Source organism: bacterium (assembly GCA_016708315.1).
Taxonomy (GTDB): Bacteria; Zixibacteria; MSB-5A5; order CAIYYT01; family CAIYYT01; genus JADJGC01.
This window is the reverse complement of the sequence record JADJGC010000002.1, coordinates 189,356-211,712: the sequence shown is the minus strand read 5'-3', so window position 1 is coordinate 211,712 and position 22,357 is coordinate 189,356. Positions and strand designations below refer to the sequence as shown.

At 51.7% G+C, this 22,357-nt stretch carries 22 protein-coding genes; 4 read left to right on the top strand and 18 right to left on the bottom strand.

The genetic code is table 11. The features are described from left to right. Nucleotides 1-42 precede the first annotated feature (42 nt). Both IPH59_01180 and IPH59_01175 read left to right on the top strand, forming a co-directional pair. Nucleotides 43-1,041 carry a hypothetical protein gene (locus IPH59_01180; GenBank protein MBK7090328.1) on the top strand — a complete coding sequence of 333 codons (999 nt, stop codon included), beginning with the start codon at nt 43-45 and terminating at the stop codon, nt 1,039-1,041. Then, the gene (locus IPH59_01175; protein ID MBK7090327.1) at nt 990-2,198 is read left to right on the top strand and encodes a hypothetical protein; all 1,209 of its coding nucleotides are present in this window, start codon (nt 990-992) and stop codon (nt 2,196-2,198) included. The genes IPH59_01180 and IPH59_01175 overlap by 52 nt, the downstream gene beginning before the upstream one ends. On the opposite strand, the gene IPH59_01170 is transcribed toward IPH59_01175, so the two are convergent. Together IPH59_01170 and IPH59_01165 are read right to left on the bottom strand one after the other, a co-directional pair. Next, the gene (locus IPH59_01170) at nt 2,165-2,440 is read right to left on the bottom strand and encodes a ribbon-helix-helix protein, CopG family (GenBank protein ID MBK7090326.1); all 276 of its coding nucleotides are present in this window, start codon (nt 2,438-2,440) and stop codon (nt 2,165-2,167) included. The genes IPH59_01175 and IPH59_01170 overlap by 34 nt on opposite strands. 16 nt (nt 2,441-2,456) lie before the next feature. Next, entirely contained in the window at nt 2,457-2,945 is a 489-nt protein-coding gene (locus IPH59_01165) for a sigma-70 family RNA polymerase sigma factor (GenBank protein MBK7090325.1), read from the bottom strand. Nucleotides 2,946-3,114: 169 nt separating this feature from the next. On the opposite strand from IPH59_01165, the gene IPH59_01160 reads away from it, so the two are divergent. Beyond that, entirely contained in the window at nt 3,115-3,303 is a 189-nt protein-coding gene (locus IPH59_01160; GenBank protein ID MBK7090324.1) for a hypothetical protein, read from the top strand. Continuing rightward, nucleotides 3,243-4,010 carry a CPBP family intramembrane metalloprotease gene (locus IPH59_01155; protein ID MBK7090323.1) on the top strand — a complete coding sequence of 256 codons (768 nt, stop codon included), beginning with the start codon at nt 3,243-3,245 and terminating at the stop codon, nt 4,008-4,010. The genes IPH59_01160 and IPH59_01155 overlap by 61 nt, the downstream gene beginning before the upstream one ends. Nucleotides 4,011-4,031: 21 nt before the next feature. Here the strand turns inward: IPH59_01155 and IPH59_01150 are convergent, their stop codons facing one another. The 16 genes from IPH59_01150 to lptD form a co-directional block, all read right to left on the bottom strand. After that, complete coding sequence (locus tag IPH59_01150) at nt 4,032-4,376, bottom strand: carboxymuconolactone decarboxylase family protein (protein ID MBK7090322.1); 345 nt, start codon at nt 4,374-4,376, stop codon at nt 4,032-4,034. 53 nt (nt 4,377-4,429) lie between these two features. Continuing rightward, nucleotides 4,430-5,590 carry a pyridoxal phosphate-dependent aminotransferase gene (locus IPH59_01145; protein MBK7090321.1) on the bottom strand — a complete coding sequence of 387 codons (1,161 nt, stop codon included), beginning with the start codon at nt 5,588-5,590 and terminating at the stop codon, nt 4,430-4,432. Nucleotides 5,591-5,678: 88 nt separating this feature from the next. Further along, nucleotides 5,679-6,611, bottom strand: a complete 933-nt coding sequence (locus IPH59_01140) for a transketolase family protein (protein MBK7090320.1) — start codon at nt 6,609-6,611, stop codon at nt 5,679-5,681. 30 nt (nt 6,612-6,641) lie between these two features. Further along, nucleotides 6,642-7,505: a transketolase gene (locus IPH59_01135; protein MBK7090319.1), complete on the bottom strand. Its 864-nt coding sequence runs from the start codon at nt 7,503-7,505 to the stop codon at nt 6,642-6,644. 57 nt (nt 7,506-7,562) lie between these two features. Then, nucleotides 7,563-8,180 (bottom strand): dephospho-CoA kinase, encoded by a 618-nt coding sequence (locus IPH59_01130; protein MBK7090318.1) that lies wholly within the window; start codon nt 8,178-8,180, stop codon nt 7,563-7,565. Next, on the bottom strand, nt 8,177-9,418 hold the full coding sequence (locus IPH59_01125; protein ID MBK7090317.1) for a hypothetical protein: 1,242 nt from the start codon (nt 9,416-9,418) through the stop codon (nt 8,177-8,179). The genes IPH59_01130 and IPH59_01125 overlap by 4 nt, the downstream gene beginning before the upstream one ends. Nucleotides 9,419-9,427: 9 nt before the next feature. Continuing rightward, nucleotides 9,428-10,528: a hypothetical protein gene (locus IPH59_01120; protein MBK7090316.1), complete on the bottom strand. Its 1,101-nt coding sequence runs from the start codon at nt 10,526-10,528 to the stop codon at nt 9,428-9,430. Between the two features lie 8 nt (nt 10,529-10,536). After that, the gene (locus IPH59_01115) at nt 10,537-11,853 is read right to left on the bottom strand and encodes a hypothetical protein (protein ID MBK7090315.1); all 1,317 of its coding nucleotides are present in this window, start codon (nt 11,851-11,853) and stop codon (nt 10,537-10,539) included. Continuing rightward, the gene (gene nadD, locus IPH59_01110; GenBank protein MBK7090314.1) at nt 11,853-12,428 is read right to left on the bottom strand and encodes a nicotinate (nicotinamide) nucleotide adenylyltransferase; all 576 of its coding nucleotides are present in this window, start codon (nt 12,426-12,428) and stop codon (nt 11,853-11,855) included. Before nadD ends, IPH59_01115 begins: the two co-directional genes overlap by 1 nt. Continuing rightward, nucleotides 12,421-13,233 carry an outer membrane protein assembly factor BamD gene (gene bamD, locus IPH59_01105; GenBank protein MBK7090313.1) on the bottom strand — a complete coding sequence of 271 codons (813 nt, stop codon included), beginning with the start codon at nt 13,231-13,233 and terminating at the stop codon, nt 12,421-12,423. Before bamD ends, nadD begins: the two co-directional genes overlap by 8 nt. A gap of 21 nt (nt 13,234-13,254) precedes the next feature. Next, nucleotides 13,255-13,863, bottom strand: coding sequence for a hypothetical protein (locus IPH59_01100; GenBank protein ID MBK7090312.1), 609 nt, complete (start codon nt 13,861-13,863; stop codon nt 13,255-13,257). Continuing rightward, nucleotides 13,856-14,503, bottom strand: a complete 648-nt coding sequence (locus tag IPH59_01095; GenBank protein ID MBK7090311.1) for a transglycosylase SLT domain-containing protein — start codon at nt 14,501-14,503, stop codon at nt 13,856-13,858. The genes IPH59_01100 and IPH59_01095 overlap by 8 nt, the downstream gene beginning before the upstream one ends. Continuing rightward, nucleotides 14,500-15,846, bottom strand: a complete 1,347-nt coding sequence (rimO, locus tag IPH59_01090; protein MBK7090310.1) for a 30S ribosomal protein S12 methylthiotransferase RimO — start codon at nt 15,844-15,846, stop codon at nt 14,500-14,502. The genes IPH59_01095 and rimO overlap by 4 nt, the downstream gene beginning before the upstream one ends. Beyond that, a complete protein-coding gene (locus IPH59_01085) occupies nt 15,843-16,469 on the bottom strand; it encodes an outer membrane lipoprotein carrier protein LolA (GenBank protein ID MBK7090309.1) in 627 nt (208 codons plus the stop codon). The genes rimO and IPH59_01085 overlap by 4 nt, the downstream gene beginning before the upstream one ends. Nucleotides 16,470-16,488: 19 nt before the next feature. Beyond that, nucleotides 16,489-18,918, bottom strand: a complete 2,430-nt coding sequence (locus tag IPH59_01080) for a DNA translocase FtsK 4TM domain-containing protein (protein ID MBK7090308.1) — start codon at nt 18,916-18,918, stop codon at nt 16,489-16,491. A gap of 146 nt (nt 18,919-19,064) precedes the next feature. Then, nucleotides 19,065-22,316: an LPS assembly protein LptD gene (gene lptD / locus IPH59_01075; GenBank protein ID MBK7090307.1), complete on the bottom strand. Its 3,252-nt coding sequence runs from the start codon at nt 22,314-22,316 to the stop codon at nt 19,065-19,067. Nucleotides 22,317-22,357 lie beyond the last annotated feature (41 nt).

Sequence of the window (22,357 nt, the reverse complement as noted above, 5' to 3'; positions counted from 1 at the left end):
CATTATGGAAACCGAATCGTCATATAGTCTAATGAGGATGTATTGAAGCTGTTTGTTCGAAATCTAATCTGGCTGGTGGTTGCCACTGCGGCACTTTGCGTGACGGCTGCTGCGACCGAATTATCTGGTCAGGACGACCCGCTTGACTATGAGCGAGCACTCAAGCAGCATCACTTGAAATTGTCGCGCTATGTTGGGGCTTTGTCGAGTCATGTGCCTTCTGCGAATCAGAATCAGTATGATGTTACATTCTACCATTTGAGTTTTTCGATTGATGCAGATCAAAAGTTGCTCACTGGAAAAGTCGAAGTGCACGGACAGGCGCTGGAGCCGTTGACTTCAGTCGAACTTGATCTCGCAGCAAACATGGTAGTCGATTCCGTATTCACAGGCTCTGTAAGGGGGTCTTTTGAGCGCAGAGGCGCGATTGTGACAATCTTGACAGCAGCGATTGCGCAAAGCGAAGAATTCGATGTCACAGTTTTCTATTCAGGTTCACCGATTGCCGATGGATTTGGGTCATTCTCTTTTGCGACTCACAATGGACTGCCGCTGGTGTCGACCTTGTCTGAACCGTTTTTTGCCCGCAATTGGTGGCCCTGTAAGGACCACCCATCCGACAAGGCGGATTCGGTTGATCTGCGAGTGACTATCGACAACAGGCTCAAAGTCGCATCAAATGGTACGCTGAAGAACATAATCAACAATGGCGACGGCACGAATACGACTCATTGGCACGAATCGTATCCGATAGCAACCTATCTTGTGAGTCTGGCAATCGCCGATTACGAGCACTACGCCGATACGTTCTATCACGACAATGGCGCGATGCCGGTTGATTTCTACATACTCTCTGGAAACGTGGAGCGACTGCGAGCTAACAACGATCTCGTGGTGAGAATGTTGGAGTATTTCACGGACGTGTATACGGCGAGTATCCTTTTATTCGCGAGAAGTACGGGCATGCACAATTCCTGTTTGGTGGCGGCATGGAACATCAGACGTGTTCGTCAATGGGCGCGTTTCATGATTGGGTCATAGCTCATGAACTTGCCCACCAATGGTGGGGTGACATGATTACGTGCGGCACATGGCACGATATCTGGCTTAATGAGGGTTTCGCACGGTACTCTGAAGCGCTGTGGATCTATCACACAAATGGCGCGGCGGCTTATCACCAATACATGAATTCACTCATTCGGATTGACCAGCAAGTTTATGTCGAAGACACCACAGAGACGTATGTGATTTTCGACCGCGTCGTTTACGACAAAGGCGCGCTTGTGCTGCATATGCTCCGGTATCTTGTCGGAGAGGATACGTTTTTTGCGATTTTGCGCACGTATGCCGAGTCGAAGCACAAATATGGCACGGCAACTACCGAAGACTTTCGAGTAATCTGCGAGCAAGTGTCGGGACGCGATCTAGATTACTTTTTTCAGCAATGGGTTTATCAGCCGACCATCCCTGACTACCATTTCGGATTCGATTCATTCGAAACTGATTCCGGCTGGGTGACGGATTTGCAGCTCAAGCAGGTTCAATCGGTATATCCCCTATTTCAAACCGACATCGATGTTCGCTTCGTATCCGAGAGTGACAGCACGACTTTTCGGCTGACGAATGATCGGAAGACCCAGAATTATCGATTCGTCCTACCATACAAGCCAACTGAGTGCAAGCTCGATCCTGAGAACTGGATTGTGAATCAGTATACACAAGTCGAACTTGCTCTCCAATCGCAAGTCGATACGCTGCCAACCGCGGCAGTCGGGCAGGGATACAGTGTTCAATTGACCGCTATCGGAGGGCAACCTCCGTTTACGTGGTCGGCCTATTCGATTACAAAGCCTGACGAGTTTACATTATCAGAGTCGGGAATGCTCAGTGGCATCCCAGCCGACACCGGCACTTGGGAAATTGGCGTACGAATGATTGATTCCAGCATACCGGTGCGGGAAGGCTCGTCGGTGATTGTGCTTGATGTTCGTCAACAGCGCGGTGATATCGATTCACGGCTTGGCATGACGCTGACCGACATTCTGTTCTTCGTCCGATACCTATATCTCGGCGGTCCGACTCCGGACGACAGCACACTCGCCGATGCCGACTGTGACGGCGCGGTCGACATCGTCGATCTGGTCACGGTATTGAACTATTTGTATCAGCAGGGACCACCTCCCTGTTTCGTGCCATAGTCGTCGTCACAATCCAAGGTATCATGACGCTGCCGGAAGTGTCCCTCGCCGCGGCGCACCATCTCGTCCATCATTTCCTTCTTAGCCTTCCACACTGCTTCAAGCACCGGCAGCATAATTCGGATCGACACTCTCACAAGGTCTGCCATGTTGACGTCACACTCGCGTGCGAGAGAGTTGAGGCTTCGTTTCATTTCCGAAGGAATGGTGATGTTAAGTGTGTTATCGAATCGTTTTCGCATAACAGTTACTCCTGGTTTAGTGGTACTTGCGGTGGCTGACAATTGTCATAACTGAGACTATTGAAACGCCAAATCGCATCTTGATTTCGCGCATTTCATTCTGGTAGCGATCCCCATCAACGTGGTGGGCGAGGAACTCGTCAATTTCGGATCGGTAAGGCGAGGAGCAAATCACGCACTTGGTCGATGTTTGCGGTATCCTGAATTCCGATGCGGCAAATGCGGCAAGCAAACTTCGAAGCTTACGCAGTGCGCGGCTGTGCCGTTTTGCCACGGTGTCAAATGAGCAGCCTTGCTCGTCGGCGATTTCGAGAATGGACGCACCGTCAAAGTGGTATCGTTTGATAATGTATTGGTCGCCCTCTGAGAGCTTGGCAAGCGCAGCCAAAACGGCGATTCTGATTCTCTCTTTCTTCTTGACGCTATTTGGGTTGATGGCAGTGTCGCCCCAGATAGCCTCATAAGCAGCGTACATTTTCTTGTTGCTGTAAATGATGATCCTCATTGCGTTCTCCTTTCGGGCGCAATTAGGCACGAATTGGGAGAGACGTAAATCAGGTGATTATCGCATTTGGAGTCGCATAAAGGGCGATTGGGCAATTTCAATTGCGATTGAGCTTGGATTCAGTTAGAATAAGAATGAAGCTAATTCACAAGTTACGCCGGAGAGCACTATGCAGGAAGTTGATACTGACAAGAAGACGTCGCATTCGTACAACCTCACCGGAGGATTGATTGTGTTAGGGATTGGGATATTCTTCTTGCTGGTGAACCTCGATATCCTACCTCCTGTGCATGAATCATGGCCCCTGATACTGATACTGGTGGGAGTGGCGCTGATCGTTTCGAAGATCCGCCGCTAGACCATTCAAGCATATCGACCCAGCCGGAGCAGCCGCGCCCGACTCTGATCAGCTACCTCGTGTTGGGATTGCTGGTTATTGTCTGGCCCGTGAGCGCTTTCTATTTTCTCGATTCACAACACGACCTCGCTACCGACGTCGTGTCGCCGATACTTGAGATTTATCTCCCGACAATCCTCGTCCAACTGCTGATAGTCGGTATGATCGCCGTCGCCATGAAGTCGGAACACGCACGAAGCGGGAATATCGGACTTAAGAATTTCACGCGCTGGTCGGTACCGCTGGCGATTGGATTCTTGCTGATGGCGAACATTGCGCTGGCTTCCCTGCAGGCGATGATCGCAACCGGATCGCCGGAGAGCTTCGTAGAATTCGGCGCGCTGCTGCCAAAGACCGTAGCTGAGAAATTGACGTGGGTCTTGCTATGCGCAGTGGTTGCAGTCTGCGAAGAGGTGACATTTCGGGGTTATGTGATGACGCGGGTTACACAGATTGCCAATGGGCGAATGTGGTTGGGAGTGTTGGTTTCTACGCTGTCATTTGCAAGCGGGCATCTGTATCAAGGCCTTGGCGGCTTCGCAATCATTTTCGTCTATGGACTGATGTTCTGCGCTTTGTGTCTCTACTCGGGTTCGCTGTATCCGGCGATAATCGCGCACTTCCTGCAGGATGTGATGGTGCTGTTCATTCCGGAGTCGATGCGTTAGCGACTTAGCCCTTCGCAATAACTACTCTTTTTCTAATTCATCGAGAAGTTCGACCGCACGGCGCAGATGCGGGATCACAATGGAACCGCCGACGACGAGCGCCACATTGAATATCTCGAAGAATTCCGCTCGATTCACGCCTTCCTGTTTTGACTGAATCACATGATAGGCGATGCAGTCATCGCAGCGAAGGACCATTGACGCTACGAGCCCGAGCATCTCTTTGGTGCGTGAGTCCAGCGTGCCGTTTTCATAGGTTCGTGTGTCAAGGGCAAAGAAGCGATTGATCTGTTGGTGCTTTTCATCGAGGATGCGTTCATTCATTTTCTCGCGATACTTGCGGAATTGTTCAAGACGATCCGACATGGCTTACTCCTGAGTCGAGGTTGGCATATATTTGTCAGTAAGAGATTGAAATACTATCGGCTAATGTAGTCGCGGATGCGGCGAACGCCTTCGCGTAGGTTCTCAGGCGAGTTTGCATAGCTCAGGCGCAGGAATCCTTCGCCGTGCTCACCGAATGCGGTGCCGGAAAGAACGGCGACGCCGGCGTCTTCAAGTAGGCGTTCGGCGAGGTCGCGCGATTTCTTGCCGGTCTTGGTGATATTCGGAAACGCATAGAAGGCGCCGCGCGGAGACCGGCACGAGAATCCGGGCAGTGTGTTCAGTTCGGCAACCAACATGTCGCGACGGCTGCGGAATTCGGCGACCATTTTTTCTGTAGGCTCCTGAGTTCCCTGCAAGGCGGCGATGATTGCCCGCTGGGAAAATGACGCAGTACAGGAGTTGCTATTGGTCATCAAGCGACTCACGAGGAATGCCAGGTCGTTCGGCATGACGCCGTAACCAAGCCGCCAACCGGTCATAGCGTAGGCTTTTGATAGGCCGTCGAGAATGATCGTCCGGTCAATCAGACCTTCAAATTGCGTGATTGATTCATGCTTGTCGTCGTAGACAATGCGGCCATAGATTTCATCGGATAGAACCCAAAGGTCGTGCTTGACAGCTAACTCGGCAATTTCGCGAAGTTGCTCATGGCTCAACACGCCGCCGGTCGGATTGCCGGGTGAGTTGATGATGATCATGCGAGTCTTGGAGGTGATGATTCGACGCAGTTCATCGATGTCTATCTGGAAGTCGTTACTCTCGCGCAGCGGAATCGGCACTGCTTTTCCACCGACAAAGCTGATCACCGATTCATAAATTGGAAATCCGGGGTCAGGATAGATGACTTCGTCGCCGGTTTCAATTGCGGCAAGAGCCGTGAAGAACAGAATCGGTTTGGCGCCGGGAGTGACGACTACGTGATGCGGTCCGAGATTCAGGCCGCGGCTGCGGTTGACCTCGTCGATGATTACTTGTCGTACTTCGGGGAGACCGGATGATGGTCCGTAGTGAGTGTACCCTTCTTTGAGTGCTTGAACACCGGCTTCGACGATATGGGCTGGAGTATCGAAATCGGGCTCGCCGATCTCAAGATGGATAATATGCCTCCCTTGACTCTCCAATTCGCGCGCACGCGCTAATACTTCGAAGGCCGTCTCGGTACCGAGACGCCCCATGCGACTGGCAAACTTCACGATGTAACTTTGACCCAGTTTGAGTTCGTTGCGATTCTATTCCCCTTCAAGACAGGGGCGGGAATTCAAATTCCCAACGGACACTAAGTTACTTTTTGCGCTTCAACACACGCTTCACAGCAGCGATGTGATCCTTGGACTTCAGTCCAAAAGCCGCCATCAATTCGTCAGGCTTACCGGACTGGCCGAAACGATCCATTACCGCCACAAATTCCATCGGCACCGGGTGCTGTGAAACGACGACTTCGGCGACAGCGCCGCCGAGCCCGCCCATAACTTGATGTTCTTCGGCAGTAACAATGGCGCCGCATTCGCGAGCTGCTTTGAGAATTGCCTCGCGATCAATCGGTTTAATGGTGTGCATGTCAATCACCCGGCAGCTGATACCTTCGCTTGCCAATGCATCTGCGGCGACCAGGGCTTCATATACCTGCGTACCGCAGGCAATAATTGCCACGTCGGTGCCTTCGCGATAGACGTTCGCTTTGCCCAAGACAAATGGTGTCGACTCATCTGTAACCACCGGGACCGGTTCGCGCCCGAAGCGGATATATACAGGTCCCTCAACGGCGGCCGCGGCCAAGGTCGCTTTGCGCGTTTCCCAGTAGTCGCAGGGCACTATCAAACGCATGTTGGGAATAGAGCGAAGAATCGAAATCTCTTCCATTGCCTGATGGGTTGCGCCATCGGGGCCAACGGAAATTCCACCATGTGCGCCGCCGATTTTGACATTGGCATTGGAATAGCAAAGCGTGATGCGAATCATATCGAGGCAGCGATAGGCGGCAAATGCGCCGTAGGTCGAGAAGAACGGAATCTTGCCGATTAGCGAAAGTCCCGCGGCAATGAGCGCCATGTTCTGTTCGGCAACGCCGACCTGGATAAATCGGCTCGGATACTTTTCAGCGAAGAAGTTGACATTAGTCGATTCCATCAGGTCGCCGACTAACACCACGATTCGTTCGTCTTTATCGCCCAAGTCCACTAACCCGTGTCCAAATCCGACGCGGGTCTTTTCCATTTTTACTTCAGTCATTTCTTTTATCATATCCTATCCTGCCATGAGGCGGGCTGACCATTCCGCGTAGTTTGTGCCAAGTTCCTTGAGCGCCAATTCACCCTCGTCCATTTTGGGCGGTTTGCCGTGCCATTGGTATTTGCCGCGCATGAAAGACACGCCCTCGCCCATGAGAGTATTGGCGATGATTACAGTGGGCTTGCCCTTGAATTTCAACATTGATTCAAACGCATCGACGATGGCTTGCATGTTGTGTCCATCAATTTCAATGACGTTCCAGTTGAATGCGCGCCATTTGTCGGCAAGCGGTGCGATATCCATAATGTCCGCAACGACGCCGTCAATCTGCGCTTTGTTGTAGTCGACGATAACGCCGAGATTGTCAAGCTTGTAGTGGCCGGCGAACATAGCCGATTCCCAGCAGGAGCCTTCTTGAAGTTCGCCATCGCCCATGATGCAAAATACGCGGCGCGGATGATTGTCAATCTTCGATCCCTTGGCAACTCCGCAAGCTGTGCCGAGACCCTGGCCGAGCGAGCCGGAAGAGATTTCGATTCCGGGTGTATCGAGCCGGTGTGGGTGTCCCTGCAGATGGCCGTCGAATTTGCGGAATTTCATCAGGTCACGCTTCGGGAAGTAGCCACATTCTGCCAGTGTTGAGTAATTGATCGGGGTAACATGCCCGATTGAGTAAAACACAAAATCGCGATCAGCCCATTTGGGATCCTCGGGTTTGTGATTGAGAATCCGGAAGTACAGCGCTGTGGCGAAATCGGTGCATGACAGCGGTCCGCCGGTGTGACCGGATTTTGCTTCGATCAGCATAGTGATAATATCGCGCCGGATTTCGAGCGCTTTCGCTTTAAGCTGGTCTATTGAGTAATTGAAAGGATTCAACTTTCCTCCCGCCAAGGGTTCTTGTGAAGCGTGAACATAAGCCAAAACCAAATGAAGTCAATCAAATTTCTGTCCGGAATGTTGCACCAATCGGGCATAGAGACGCCAGGTTCTGTGCACCAATTGGTCGGGCGTGCCATTATTGTGAATGACAGCATCGGCCAACTGCCGCAAACGGTTCTTGGGAATCTGCCTCTTGATTCGCTGTAACGCTTCGCGGCGCCCGATTCCCTGCTTTTCCAAACGCGACAATTGGTTCGGCCGAGTGCTGTCGACAACGATGACGACATCCAGTTCCCGGTCTAGTTTCCAGTCGAAGATCAAAGCCGCGTCGACGACGAGCAAACGGGTCTTGCCGCCCTTACGGTGTTTGGTGATTTGTTTGCGAAGTCGTGCGAGCAGAGCCGGGTGGACTATGCGATTGAGCTTGAGAGTGTTCTCGTCGGACGCGAAGGCTTTGGCGCCAAGTTTCCGGCGGTCCAGCTTGCCAGCGGGAGAGACAATATCCTTGCCGAAGATAGATTTGAGTTTGCGGACAACTGCTGTGTCTTGTTCGACGACTTCCCTCCCGATGTCATCGGCATTGATAACTACCGCGCCGAGTTTCTGAAGTTCGCGCGCGACACTGCTTTTGCCGCAAGCGATTTGCCCCGTGAGTCCGACTGTGTACATCACCGTCGCGCGAAGTTGTCCGCCAAGGTCTTGCCCTCTTCGCCGGCGCGGACGTAGTCTTCCGACTTGAGGCCCTTTAAGAACACGAGATTCATGTCCGCGGTGTACTTGTCCTTTGCGGGGTATTCAAATGTCTTCGCCAGATTCCCAGCGGCCATGAAGTACTTGCGGGCATTGAAATGATCCTGTTGAAGACGATAGGTTGCCGCCAGATCATTGAGGTTGTCGATGACATCCACTACGCTGCGGAGTCCCTGCCAAGTCGCGAGCGATTGTGAAAGCCGGGTCACTGCCGAATCAAGCTGACCGGAATCGCGTAGTACTCTGCCGAGAATATGCAGCGCATAGGCAGCCGTGCCATCGGCGGCATCGCTATTGATGACGTGATCTAGCCGATGCAGGATCACGCGCGCTGAGTCGTTCATGCGAGAGCGGTGATAATAATCGGCAAGGCCCGTGTTAGCTACATCATGGAAACTCGCTGCGGCTTCGCCATTATATCCCAGTAAGTCCTCGAAGACATCGCGCGCAAATGAGAGACTGTCCAATCGGATTGCGGCAAAACCTAACCCAGCCCTGACAAGTGCAATGTGGAATGTGTCGTTCAGGGCCTCGGCAGCATCCAACGCTTCGTTGCCGATGAAGAATGCCGAGTCCTGCATCTCTTCAGTACGGTAATACGTTGCCAAGACGAGATCAGCAGCCAGAAGCGCAGTTGTGTCAGAGGTTGCCATTGCCTGCGTCCGCGCTGCGACGGCCTGAGCCTGCATTCCGGCGACGTCACCGCGCAGTTCCAAAGCCTGGGCGACGTTGACCTTGGCGATCAATGAGTTGGGAAACTCGGTTAACAGTTGTTGAGCCGCAGCATGAAATAGTTCAACCGAACTTCCGCGCGACATGTTGTCGCGGGATCGCGCAAGGAAATGCTCACGCTGGATCATCTTGTCGTCAGGATCGGCGTTGAGAGCTTTGTGATAGTTTAGTACGGCCTTGTCATATTCCCCCTGATACATCGCGTTTCTCGCCAGGGTGACGTACTCGTCTTTTGTGAGGGTTGCGCCCCAGTTGACGACGAGATGATATCCGCCGTAGAGAACAGAGATACCGACGACTACGGCGATGGCATAGATCAGTCCCTTATGTATTTGGTTCTTGTTATGCCGATAGAAGCGGCCAAAATTGAAACCCTGCGGTTGCTGTTGCGGTCGGGCTGATTGTTTGCGGGATTTTTTCTTAGCCATAGTCTTCTGCTACTTGCTTTCGAGCCAGTTGTCGCCAACGCCCATTTCCACGGTGATCGGGACTTTCAATTTGACACAATTCTCCATGCGGTCGCGAACGAGCGATTTCATTGTGTCAATCTCGTCGGCATGCACGTCGAATACTAACTCGTCGTGTACCTGCATGATCATTTGCGATTTCATGCCTTCCATTTTACGGTCGATTTCGATCATCGCAATCTTGATCATGTCGGCGGCGGTGCCTTGAATAATCGTATTGACAGCGGTGCGTTCAGCGAATTGCCGCAATGAGACATTCGAAGAATTTATCTCCGGAAAGTAACGACGGCGACCGAACAAAGTCGTGACGTAGCCCTCAGCGCGCGCACGGGCAATGGTGTCGTCAATGAATTTGCGAATCATCGGGTAACGGGCGAAGTAGATGTCGATGAATTCTTTGGCCTCGGGCACACTCATATCGGACTGCTGTGACAAGCCGAACGCGGTTACGCCATAGATGACGGCAAAATTCGCGGTCTTAGCCATACGCCGCATCTGAGGAGTGACATCCTTGAGGTCGACGCCATAGACCTCGGACGCTGTGCGCGAGTGAATATCTTCCAGATTTTGAAACGACTTAATCAGCGGCGATTCTTCAGCGAAATGTGCCAACACTCGCAGTTCGATTTGCGAATAGTCCGCAGTGAGAATCTTGCGCGAGGTGTCTGCCGGCACGAATGCTTTGCGAATCTGACTTCCCTCTTCGGTCTTGATGGGAATGTTTTGCAGGTTCGGGTCGGTAGAGGAAAGTCTTCCGGTAGCCGCAACTGCCTGATTGTAAGACGTGTGACCGCGCCCATTCGCGGGACTTACCAGAACCGGCAGTGCATCGACATAGGTTGATTTGAGCTTCTGCAATTTGCGATAGTCAAGAATTCGCCGCGGCAGATCGTGTACTTTCGCAAGTTCGGTTAGGACATTGACGTCGGTGGAGAATCCGGTCTTCTTGGCGGTCTTTCGCATCGGTGTCAGCTTGAGTTGATTGAAAAGAATGTCCGATAACTGCGCCGTTGAGTTGATGTTGAATTCCTTGCCGGCGAGCGTGTATATATCGTGAGTGATTTTCTCCAATTCAGCGGCTAGAAAGCGTCGAGACCGTGCTGCCCGGCAGGATCGGCAACATAGCTTGCAAGCATTGGATCGTAGTCGAAAGAGGAAATCTCGTAGCCTGCCTGCGTGAGAATGTGGTAATCGAATTTGAAATTCTGAGCGACGCGCGTCAACTTGGGGTCGGAAAGAACCGGATTCAGTATCTGGCGGCACTTTTCCGGATCGAGATTCTTCCCTTCCGCATGTGCGAGCGGGATGTAATAAGCCTCTCCTTCGGCGACGGCAATCGAAATACCGACGAGCGTGCATGTCAGCCAATCGAGCCCGGTCGTTTCAGTGTCGAAGGCGAAAACGCCGGCTTCGCGAATGCGCTTCACCAGTGATTTAAGGTCGGCTTCGTTATCGATAGTCTTGTAGACCTGTTCAGATTGCGTCCTAGATTCTTGCGGCGGTGCTTCTTCGGTGAACAGCGATGTTTGACCTAATGACCGCAGCAGCGATGTAAACTCGAGTTCAAGAAAGAGGCTGCGCAGTTCGACGGTGTCGAGCGCAGGCACGGAAAGTTTCTGAAGGTCGTGCTCAAAGTCTGCGTGGTACTCAAGTGTCACAAGCTGCTTTGTGAGGGCGGCACGGTCGCGAAACGCAATCAGCGACTCGCGCAATTTCGGTTTGGTGATCTTCTCTGCATTTGCCAGAACGGCTTCAAACGAACCGTATTCTTCGAGCAGTTTGATCGCAGTCTTGGGACCGACACCTTCGACGCCGGGAACGTTGTCGGAAGTATCACCCATCAGGGCGAGGAGATCGACGATGCGTTCCGGGTAGACACCCATCTTCTCTTTGACGGCTTCACGGTCGTACCACTCGCCTTCTTCTGAGAGTTTTTTCAGATTCCAGATTCTGGTTTTCTCATTAACGAGCTGCATCAGATCTTTGTCGCTCGTGATGATCACCACTTCCCAACCGGCTTCTTCCGCCTCGCGGGTAAGAGTCGCAATGATGTCATCCGCTTCGTAGCCGGGTTTCCGCAAATGTGCGACCCGCATAGTGGAAAGCAGATGGTCCAATCTTGGCAGTTGTTCCACCATCTCTTCCGGCATCGCGGTGCGATTGGCTTTGTAGTCATCGTAAAGGTCTTTGCGGAAGCTGGGCTCTTTGGTGTCGAGAATAACGGCGAGATGCGAGGGTCGTTCTTTGGTGAGAATGCGCATAATGGTCGCAGCGAATCCGAAAACGACCGAGGTGTGTTCACCGCGTTTGGTGCGGAGCGGGCTGGCAGCAAAGGCGAAATATGAGCGATACGCCAGCGCCGAGCCGTCGATTAGAAATAGTCGATTATTAGCCATCAATCCTCGCAATAGAGCCGATTGGCCTCAATATATGCGATTACTGCGTCCGGCACAAGAAAACGAACCGAAAGACCGGAGCGGATGCTATTACGAAGTTCGGTTGCGGAGATGTTGATTTCCGGCATTTCGAGGCGAACAAAGGGATATACGCTCTGATGGGTATGGCCGGCGCGACCGGCTACCGCGACTCGCGCCAGTTTGAAGATTTTATCCGGTTGGTACCATGAGTCGATTTGTGCCAGGCTGTCGGCGCCAATCAACAACGTGAAGGCCGCATCTTTGTGCTGCTGCTTTAGCTTTTCGAGCATGCTTACAGTGTAGGTGGGCGGCTCTATTTCGGCTTCGACACGCGAAAGCTCGCGTCTCTCCAGATCGGCGATTGCGAGATTGATCATGGAACAACGATGTTCGAATGGGGTCCGAATTACCTTGTGCGCTCCGGGAGGTACAAAAGTCGGGACAAAGAGAATTTTGTCGAGCGCGAACTGCTCAAGGGCGCTTTGTGCGATTGTAAGATGTCCGAGATGGATCGGATCGAAGGCGCCCCCAAGTATTCCGTAATTTTCACTCACCTTTTGGGCCGCTAAGTTGTGCTTCTGACGAATCGCTGACTGCCTCGGCGATTTTGGCGTCCATCTTGGCCTTCATTTTGGCAGCTTTGGGAGCAAAGGTTGAGTTCGGGAAAGTGGCGACCAAATTGTTGAGCTTGTCTCTGGCATCGATGTACTTAGCGTCCTTTTCATCGAGTTGCGCCAAATAGTACAAGGCTTCGGGAGTATAGCCCGATTCGGGATATTCGGTGATTAGACTTTCGAAGTAGATTCGTGCTGAGGTCCGGTTACCCATCTTGAAGTACTGGCGAGCGGCGCGAAACTGCTTCTCGACCATCCGTTCGATGGCACGAGACAACATTAGTTCGCCCTCGGTCCTGCGATCAGAGTTGGGATAATCCTGGACAAATTCTTTGAACTCGCGAATTGCGTTTTCGGTATCGGATTGATCAAGGCCGACGTTCTTCGGTGCAGCATCGAAGTATGACTTTCCAACCATAAACTGCGCGTCATCAACCAACGCCGATCTCGGAAAACTCTGGATCAGTCGGCGAAACTCCGCCACTCCAAGGTGATAATCAGCATTTCCATAGTAGGACATTGCGAAGTAATACTGAACGCTATCGATGTAGCTCAAGCCGGGACTGCTGAAGACGATTCTTTGCAGCAGATTCTGGGCTTGCGTGAACTTTCCGTCTTCGACGTTTTTCTTTGCCTCTTCGTAAGCCAGCCGGGGATCCAAAGTCGAAGTCGAATTCTTAGCTGCACACCCGGCAAGCATTGCTGCAGCAAGAACAATCAGTATCAAACAGAAAACTTTCTTCATCCACTTCCTCACTAATAGCGGCTACCGCGATGCAAAAAACAAATATACAAGAATTCCGGTGATTCCGGCAATAATTCCCGGTTCGACCAATCTTTGAAAAGTCGTTGGCGGAAGTCCCGGCGCATAAAAAGCGTCTTCACCCCGAACCCGACGAGCCTGATCAAAGGTAAGAGTGTCGCTCAAAATGAACGATTGCGCGTCCAATGTACGGACGAGCTTGCCATCGTCGGCGAGCAATCGCGATTGCGACAAAATCGCAAATTCGCGCACGACTTTTCCCTGACGGAAAACGCCCCCGCCGGTACCGATGTATTTGAGACTATAATCGTTGATCGTGCTCTGTAAAAGGAATTTTCCGCTCGAATCGGTATCGTTCGGCGTCAGGTAGGCACTTATTCCCTTTTTCAGCAAGTTGGCCGCCAATCGGCCGCGCAGGGTCTCGCCAAATCGTCCATCTACAGGTGATACAATCATGTTGGGAAATTCGACCGAATTGAGGTCTTTAACTGAGACTGCCGCAAGGCTGTCAATTCCTGATACGACAAAGTCGTGATTGGCAGGCACAGCTAACAAACTGCCTGATGCAACTATTAAGGATGTCAGAAGGACCAGTAAAGACGGTCTAACCATGAGGATATTTTTCACACAGCTCTTTATATCGCTCCATTACCTTGCGGAGATACTGCTGGGGCATCTTCTCGCCGGTAATAAGCCGGTTGCGAAGTCTTGTTTCGCCGACATTATAAGCAACCAAAGCCTTCTTGACATCGCCAAATTTTAGGATCAACTCGAAAAGGTATAGACTTCCGAGACGGACATTGTAGGCCGGATCAAAAAGTGAGAGTTCCTCGGAATACTCCAGACCGTTACGCATTGCCACACCCCTGGCTACAAATGGCCGCATCTGCATCAGGCCATGCGCACCGGAGTCGGAGACTTGGCCCTTGCGCATTGAGCTTTCGGTGAGAATCACCGCCAGAAGCAGTCGCGGATCATAGCCGTATTTCTTACTTTCATCGTGGATTACATTCGCAAGAGCGCCGACTTCCTTCTGGTCAAATCCTACCTGAAAGTCATTGATAATATCGAGCACCTTGAGCTTCTCTTCAAGCTCGGTGATGGTCTTCTGTTGGTAGAATATCGTCTGCTGATTGTCATAGTATTGATAGACGAAGTAGATGAGCACGGATGATTGAATCAGATAGATCATGAAGAACAAGTAGGCAATCGGCCGCGACAACATCACGCCAAGCTTACGTTCAAAACTCATGTTCGACCTCCACTCACAACTATGGGAACGAATTCGCCGACAAAGCCGTCGGAGGCTGTGTCGACAATGCGAACCTGATGAAATCCGAGCGGCTGTGCTTTGCCGCACGGCACGCGGATTGTGAAATCAATTTCCGGCGCGTCGCAGAAGAGTCTGCCGGTGACTTCCAAAGCTTCGCTGTCGAATTCTTCGACGATCATCTTCATTTGTTTGCCGACCAACGAAGAATTGTAGTCGTCGGCATTTTCGTTGATTATGCGAGTCAGCTCTTCCTGGCGCGACTTGATCGTTGCCTGCGTGTGGACGTTCTTGTAGCGGAATGAAGCTGTTCCCTCTTCGTGGCTGTATCCGAAGACACCGGCACGATGGATGTTCTGTTCGGCAACGAAGGTGCAAAGTTCGTCGAAGTCCTTTTGGGTCTCGCCGGGAAATCCGACGATAAATGTCGTCCGCCAAACCGTATCCGGCAACTTGGCGCGCAGTCGAGCGACCATATCGTAGACGTGGTCGCGATCGTAACCGCGATTCATGCGCTTAAGCTGCGAAGATGAAATATGCTGAATCGGGCTTTCGAGATAACCGCAATACTTTTTGGACGAAGCGAAGAAATCGAGAATCTCATCGCTCATATGTTTGGGGTGCAAGTAGAATGGACGAACCCAGAAATCGCCGGGTTTGTCCTCGAGCATGCGCAGCAAGTCCAATGGACCTTTGCCCAAGTCGAGTCCATAATAGGCAACATCCTGAGCAATCAAGTCAAACTCGACCACGCCGTGTTCCAGCAATCGATCAACATCGGATGAAATGGCATCCAATTTCCGTGAGCGGAAGTCGCCGCGCATCATCGGGATGGCACAGTATGAGCACCGGCAGTCGCAGCCATCGGCAATTTTGAGATATGCAAACGGGCGCTCGCGCAGAATCTGAACTGCGTGGGCTTCTTTGTAGAGGCTCGGAGGCCTGGTGATATATGCTGAGTCGGTGTCGAGCAATGTGCCGATTTTGTCGTACTCGTCGATTCCGATCATTCCGTCGATTTCACCGATTTGGGTCAGCAGTTCGTTGGGGTATCTCTGCGATAGGCAACCCGAAACCAAGAGTCTCTGCTTCTTGCCGGTGGAACCCTTCACTGCCGCCAGTTTCAGAATCTCTTCGATTGATTCTTCCTTGGCGGATTGGATGAAGGCGCAGGTATTGACAAGCAGGTAGTCGGCATCTTCTGCGGACTCCGTCATTTCGATGCCGCGCTGTTTCAGGTAGCCGAGAATGACGTCGCCATCGACCTCGTTCTTCGGACAACCCAGACCTTTGAAGAAGACTGTCTTCTTGACGTTATCGCTCAAGGTACACGAACCTCCTCAACACCGGACGGGGTTCTAAATCTAAACTCCTTAGGGTCGATTTCGGCACCAAGTTTCCAATCGGCGAAGTCCAAAGTGATGTTGTTGTCGTTTAGATCGCGATAGATCACGCGACGCACGAGTGACGTCTCCATGTCAATAAACACTTTCATTGATCGCACGTATTCATTGTCATTCTTGGACTTGAGCGACAGCTTATGGCAAGAGCGCTTTGCTATCGTTTCAGTAGAATCGTAAGTCAGGTCGTAATGCTCCTTAAAGCGGAATAGATAGTCTGCCGGTGTTACGACATCCTCGAGCCCAATCATTGACTCAATCGTAACTTGTTTGTTTTCAACGGAGTACGTCCAAAGAGAATCGCCATCCGAGGTCAAAGTTTGCTCCGGAGTCTCGACTCGGAACTTATTCGGATATGACAACAACATGGTACCTGAAGTCTTGTCATCGTCGAAAAAATCGCCGGCTGAGACGGTCTGAGTGAATTTGACTGAGAATGTCTTGTTCTTTGCATAGATTGCTTCGGTCTTTTCGACAATCTCATGGGCGGTTGTCGCGAAGGTCGCACCGACCGCAATTAGGCATATAGAGATAATTCGTAGAAGCATATTGACTTATACTATCACTTTAAGCTGATGGTTTATCTTTTTTCATCATCTGGTCGAGGTATGATTTGTCGACCAGGACTTCGCGGGCTTTGGATCCGTCATAAGGTCCGACGATTCCGGTGGCTTCAAGCTGATCCATAATACGTGCGGCTCTTTGGTAGCCGATTCCTAACCGGCGTTGAAGCAGCGAAACAGAACCCTGCTTGTGGCGAATAACCAATTCGGTAGCTTCGGGCAGAAGCACGTCGTGGTTGTTGCGTTCGACGAGGGCTTTTTCGTTTTCCTCGGAGAATGCCTGAAGCGGTTGAATCTCGGGGGCGGTTTCTTTGAAGAATCCGACCAGCGATTCAGTCTCCTGCGAAGAGACGTAAGCACCGTGGATGCGCAGCGGCTCCGGCTCACCGGCCAAAAGCAGCAACATATCGCCGTTACCGAGGAGTTTCTCGGCACCGTTGGCATCGAGAATAGTCCGGCTGTCAACCTTGGATGCAACCTGGAAGGCAATTCGCGACGAGAAGTTGGCTTTGATCAAACCGGTAATGACGTCCACCGACGGTCTCTGAGTAGCGAGAATCAAGTGGATTCCGACTGCGCGAGCCATCTGTGCGAGACGGGTAATCAGAAGCTCTATCTTGCCGGCAGAACCGGACATCATCATATCTGCCAATTCGTCGACGACGATCAGCAAGTACGGTAGTCTGTCGGCTTCCGGAACTTTGGCGTTGTAGTCGTCGAGCGAACGCACTGACTGCGTTGCAAGACGTTTGTAGCGCTCTTCCATCTCATTGACAGCTCCGGCAAGAACTGACTCCGCCATTTTGGGCTTGGTCACGACCGGACGAGCGAGGAACGGAATTTCGCCGTAGACTGACAATTCGAGAATTTTCGGATCGATGAAGATGAAGCGCAATGTTTTTGGCGTGTGCTTATAGATCAAACTTGTGATGACTGTATTTAAGCAGACCGATTTGCCTGAGCCGGTGGAACCCGCTATCAGAAGATGCGGCATCCGCGCCAAGTCGACTACGAACGGCTGTCCCATGGTGGTCTTGCCGAGAGCCAAGGGGAGTTTGTATTTTCCGCGCTGGTAGGCGTCAGACTGCAATATCTCGCGGATATAGACTTTCTGCGCCTTGCGGTTGGGAATCTCAACACCGACAGCCGACTTGCCGGGTACCGGAGCGATGATTCGAATACGCGATGCTTTGAGCGCCAGTGCCAAATCGTCGGCGAGGTTGACAATCTGGTTGATCTTGATGCCCGGCGCAGGCTTGAATTCGAAGCGCGTGATAATTGGCCCGGGGTACTTCTCCAAGCTGCCGGGAATCACTTCGACATCGAATGTATTCAAAGTCGATAGCAGGGCGGCGGCTGTTTCTTCCAAATCGGCGGGTGAGACCGTCGGTTCATTCGAAGGCGGAACCTGCAATATGTCCAGGGCTGGAAATGTGTAGCCGTCTTTCGTTACTCGCGACGCTTTGCTGGTGAAGCGAAGTTTGCCGCGCTTTTCTTGCACGTCATCGAGCGAAAGCGGCAACTGCTCAGGTTCCTTGCGTTGAGCCTTGACTATCTTCGACTCTGCCTGTTGAAGTTGTTCGTCGAAGTCTACTTCAGGTTGAGCAGGAGCAGGCTTGACTTGCTTGGTTTCTTCCGGCTCTGCGTCATATACTTTGGGCTCACGATGGAAGAGAGCCTTGAGGCTCGGCCACCAGCTCCGGGATTGCTCATGGAGATGGACGGCGGCGGTCTTGGAGGAACGCCCAGCGACTGCAACGGTAGTATCGATGCCTTTGCGTATCGATCCAGGTCGGAACGGAATTATTGTGAATAGAAGAAATATCGCGGCGGCGCCCAAAATGGCGAATCCACCTGCAACTGCAAAGAGAGAGCGAGATACTTTTGCCAAAGTCCAGCCGATGCTGCCGGCGAGGCTTTCGGTTAACGTAGAACTGATTTGCGGGTTGTCCAGATCGAACAGGCTGAAAATCGTGCCGATTACAAAGACAAAAAGGAATACTTCAAGCAACTTGTTTCGCAGCCAGTTGTTTTCATATTGGAATAGCAAGCGCCAGCCGATGACCATCAGCACGAGTGTCAGGATGAATGAACTTCGGCCCAGTATGCGAAGGACATACTCAGAAACTCCGGCGCCGACCAAGCCTGCCTGATTTTCGACATGGACATCGAGAAGCTCAGAGAATGATAGACTGCGGTCGTATTCGACCGGCTCAGTTGTACCATCTTCATTGACAACTTCTTCTTCGTTGAGATAGTCACCCTCGCTGATCAAATAGTCGGGACTTTCTTCGACTACCGGGCGCTCAAATTTGGTGATATCGAGCTTATCGTGGCTCGCCAGCGAAATAAACACAAAAACGGCGAACACGATGATCATGAAGCCGAGTATTTCCTTGCGGGAACCTTCCTGGAAGTAGGACTTTACACCCATACAGCGAATTTAGGGCTGATTAAGCCTTAGGTCAACAATAATAAAATCAAGGTTTTTCGTGTGTTTGCCTTGTTTTGACTAATGAATGACGACTTCCCTGTTGGCTGTGATCCTACCGGGCATGAGTTCGGGAGAGACCATCCAGATTACTGCTGGAAGGCGGAGATTCCGCCAAACAAGGCATCGCGAATTCCGCTTTCCGACTTCTCGAACTTGATGTCGGGTAGCTGTTTGACGCTTAACTTGAAGTAGTAACCTTGCCGAGAACCGTCGGGAATCCAGGTAAAAGTGCCTTCCCAGCAGTGTAGGTCGCGGTGAAGTTCAACGACTTTTTCGGTGCTTTCGCGCTCGCGCACATTGTAATTCTGGCGATAGCTGATACGCCAGTTCTTGGTAATTGAGAATTGCGCTGCAAAATCGACCCAGTTGGATATTGTCGTCCGCGTCGATGTGCGTGTCTCAGTGTAACGCTGAGAAATCGTGTACTGCACTAACCGGCGACCAATGCTGGAGCCGGTTTCTTCATCGACCGCATCAGTTGGTTTCCCAACTGGAATACTGAATGAGCCGCTGTAGCCAGTGTTGATGCTCATGCTCTTCAAATACGGACTCCACCAACGCAATTCGCCGGTCGATGGATTGTAGAGGTCATGTGTCATGGATATTTGGAGCGTGAGGTTTTTGACCGTCGGCGCACGAAGACTGGAGCTGACATCAGACCAGCGGCGTTCGTCGCGAACGAAATCGTAGCTCGCTGAGACATCGTAGTTGAGGAATGTAACTTTCTGTTCTTTTTCGTCCTTCAGATACTTCATCTGGAATTGATTTGCTAATCGGAAGCTGACGTTCTTCGATTCACCCCCGGAGCTGCCAAAACCGGTGAAAGATGCATACTCCCGGTTGCGGTTGATTTCGGGCTGGTAATTGAAGCTGGCAGAAGGCGTAATCACATGGCGTAATCCGGTGATCGCAAGGACATTTGGTGCAACTGTGCCATACAAATTGGTTGAGAGTCCGATAGCGGCGTTCCAAGTCTGGCGGCTATGAAGTGAATTGGTCTGTAAGTCGAGACTGTCGGCTTGATCGGAGTACGGCAAGTAGTACCAGTCATCGCGAAGAGAAACCGAAGGTGACACCGTGAAAATTCCACCTGCCTTGAGCGGAGCATTGAACCTCAAATTCTGGTCGAATGCTGCATACTTTCGCCGGGTTGCTGCGCCGCTGCTAAGTACCGACTTGCTCTGCGAGTTTATGAGCGAGTTGTCGTATGACACGTAAATGTCGTGGAACCAGCGCTTGTCGAGCGCTTTGACAGGTGTGCCGAAGAGCGGTCGCTGCGGTCGCGAAAAGCGTAACGACGGCAGACGTTCCGAATGGGCGTTGTTGTCCAAATCCTTGGTCTGGTCGACTGCCGCTGTAAACGAAGCGGATTCCCATCGCTTGGAGATGCTGAACTGTGAACGAAGTTGACGGTCGAGTCGCTCGTCCAAATCAGTTGAGAAGTCGGTGAAGTAGCTCTTGTCCGACACAAAGGTGCCGCTTCCCGACATGGTTAGAGTTGGATCTATTGTGTGGCTGTGAGTAAATGATAATTGTCCACGCGTCCGGCGTCCGCGGTTGATTCCGGAATAGACCGTCTCGCGCGCATACGATGCTGACACCGAACCGGCTAACTTGTATCGCAACGCATAGCGCACACCGGAGTTGAATTTGAGGCCGATATCGGAAATGTCCATCGAGGTTTTCAAGTCCCAATAGTCATTTACCGCCCAATAATAGCCTACGTTATTTACGAAACGCGAACCGCGCTCGAAATTACCGAACTGCAGTGGCAGGAATCCGGAGTGTCGTTCTTTCTTGATCGAAAACACAAAATACGGCAATGCCAAGACCGGCAAGGATTCTATGTACAGCACGACAGGTCTCGCGAAAACCTTGTCGTTAGTCACCAACTTCATACTGGAAGACTGGAAGTGAAAATGCGGGTCCGGGTCCTCGCAAGTCGTGTAAGTGCCGTCCTTGACAAGCAGTTCGTCTTCTTCCTCTTTGCGCAGGACATTGCTGGAGTAAAATGCCTGCTCCAACTTGGTTCGGCTTTTTTTGATTTTGCCGCGGCGGTCGCTGAGATTGTAAACCAGTTCCTCGCCGGTGATAGCTTCAGTGCGATCAGTTAAGGTGAGCGGTTTGAATTTCCCGGGAATGGTGTCGGGTTCGGCGTAGGCGAAGACAATTTTGGTGTTGAGGTCATAGTCAATCTTGTGGGCATCGAGCGTGATTGTCTGCTGTTTGACCTGCGCGGTCTGTTCGAGTTTGATTAGTCGCTCGGCGATTTTGAAATGTATGCGATCAGCTTTGTAAGCAATTGTATCAATCAGGGCGACGGTGCCGGTCGAATCAAATCCGACGGGATTCATGTAGATGCCTTCTGCCGAAGTGACGACTTTGACTTCGGATAATTCCGCATTTAGAAACAACAGCGTGGTTGAATCACCGGAGGCAATATTGGTGCCGCTGGCGGTTGTATCTTCGGGAGCAGGAGTGTAGTAAGTGTAGCTGTTGCCCTGCGCTTTGATCAGATGGAGCAGGTCATTGGCGAAGAAGAAGTCGATGCGGTCAGCGGTCAATCTGCTTTCGTTGAAGATCAACGAGTCGTTTTCGAAACTGGTCTTCGCCAGTTGCCGGAAGACTGCTTCGCCGCCGCCATATACTTCGATTTTCTCGAGATTCTTTTCCTGCGATTTGATAATCATCTGTTTGCCGGTCAGTTCGGAATTGTGCTGGGAGGCGCGGACATTGCCAAACAACGAGATTTCTTCACCGCCGGAGAAAACCTCAGCGGAATCCGATTCGGCATTGAGACTTCCCTGCTTGATGATGACGTTGCTGACAGCAATGACCTGATCAGCGGCAGCGAAGAACTGGATAGTGTCGGCATTGATGATTGTCGGTATGCGCTGCATGTCATAGTCGACGATCAACTGCGGGGCTCCGGTCATGAACATGGCTTCTTCCTTTTCAAGAAAGATACCCTGTGTACCCGTTACGCGGACATGGCGCTGTTGGTCTTCGACAACAACCTGTCCCCAGGCTTTGGTGATCTCGGTTTTCTGATCGAAGTGCAGGCTATCGGCGCCTAGAGTCTGTTGGGGCTGGCGTATGCGGACATTGCCAAGAAGGCGAACGAATTGCTTTGATTCATAGAGGACGGCATAGTCGGAAGACAGATTACTGGAATCTTTGACGAACCGGACATTGCCGATGAACTCGATAATCGTGCCATCGGGAGTTTGCGAGGACTTGAGCTGGTCGGAGCCTTCGTAGCGGATTCGTCCGGCATTGGCGCCGGAAATTCCGCTGAACAGAATAAGCAGAAATAGAATGAAGTGCGCGTGTTTCACAGCAGACAGTTAATAACTCTCTTGGCTAATTCGCAAGGATT